The organism is Halorubrum sp. SP9, from assembly GCF_005435015.1.
GTDB lineage: Archaea > Halobacteriota > Halobacteria > Halobacteriales > Haloferacaceae > Halorubrum > Halorubrum sodomense.
This window is the reverse complement of sequence record NZ_SGXU01000111.1, coordinates 1-1316: the sequence shown is the minus strand read 5'-3', so window position 1 is coordinate 1316 and position 1316 is coordinate 1. Positions and strand designations below refer to the sequence as shown.

The 1316-nt window shown below is 59.5% G+C and carries 1 protein-coding gene; it reads left to right on the top strand.

What is annotated here, in order from left to right; translation table 11 throughout:
• Positions 1-411: 411 nt before the first annotated feature.
• On the top strand, positions 412-1316 hold a 905-nt coding region (locus EXE45_RS16675; RefSeq protein WP_158294297.1), incomplete at its 3' end, for a DUF2213 domain-containing protein.

Below are 1316 nucleotides of genomic sequence, written 5' to 3'. Positions count from 1 at the left end.
ATTTCGGGTTGATACATAATGAGTAGCCACCCTATCCCCGTCAACCGTGGAGTCTCCAAACCCGCGGATGACGGCGAGAACCTCGCAGAAGTGACCCTGTCTGGTGGCGATGCGTTCGGATCAACGACGACCGTCCGTGGTCCGTTCCCGTTGTCGATGGACGGATTCCATTGGCACTTCTACGCTACGTGTCGAGATCGCATCGCTGCGTACGTTTCTCAACGCACCGAACCACCGATAGAGGCTGTGGGCGTCACCGACGATGAACGGAGACTCCGTGGCCGTATTCGGCAACTCTCGGTAAACAACGACGCCATCACAGTGTACGTCGGCCCGCCAGCGTAGTTCGTCAGCCAGCGTTTTCAGACCATGAGACACTTTTTCACCGATACCACTACGGCCACCCTTCAGGTGGTCGGTGACAGCGTCGACGGCGATTTTTCCGCCGAGGGCGCAGACACCGTCCATCTGGACTCGCCGTGGAACGATTTCTTCGACACCGACGAGTACGTTCGGTTCCGTGCCACGGTCGCACAGCCCATCGTTCAGCCGTACTTCTACGATGGCGAGGTCAAGTATTTCGCGAAGGACGAGCAGGAACTTCGCGAGGCCCAAGCGCAGATCCAGAATCGTGCGTGGACGATGGGCCATCCCAAGGACGACCGCGTCACCGATTCCTCGGAGATCCGTGGCTTTTGGGACAGCCCCGAGTACAACGACGGCCAGCAGGCCGAACTGTATATCCCCGCGAACGACACCGACGCCGTCCGCTTCGCGATTCAGAACGACGAAGTTTCTATCGGCTTCAGCGGCGTCTTAGACTGGGTCGAAGATCCCGACGAGGAGACGCCGTCGATCACCACCGACGCTGGTGACACGGTGTATGCCGACGCCGTTCAGCGGAACATGGCATACGATCACATCGCCTCGGTGGAGAACGGGCGGTGTCCTCCTGAGAAGGGGTGTGGGCTTCATACTGACGATATTGGACATGGACACGTCGTAGACGCCGAACACGACATCACCGCGAAATACGACGAGGGTGACTGGCTCTCGTGGGGGTGGAGTGGTGGCGAAGCGACGGGTCGTGTTGAAACTGTCTCAACCTCGGAGCCGCTCTCGGTGAACGGCGGAGAGACAGTTCGTGATCCTACCGAGGAGGGCGAGGCTGCCTACAAACTCAAACACTGGGACAGCGGCTCGTTCGGCGACATGAAAGTTGCCTACGAGTCGAACCTGTCCTCGGCCTCCGAACCCGAGGGGTTCTCGGCCCAAGACGGGTATCATCGGGTTTCAGATGGAGTCCGAACCACCCG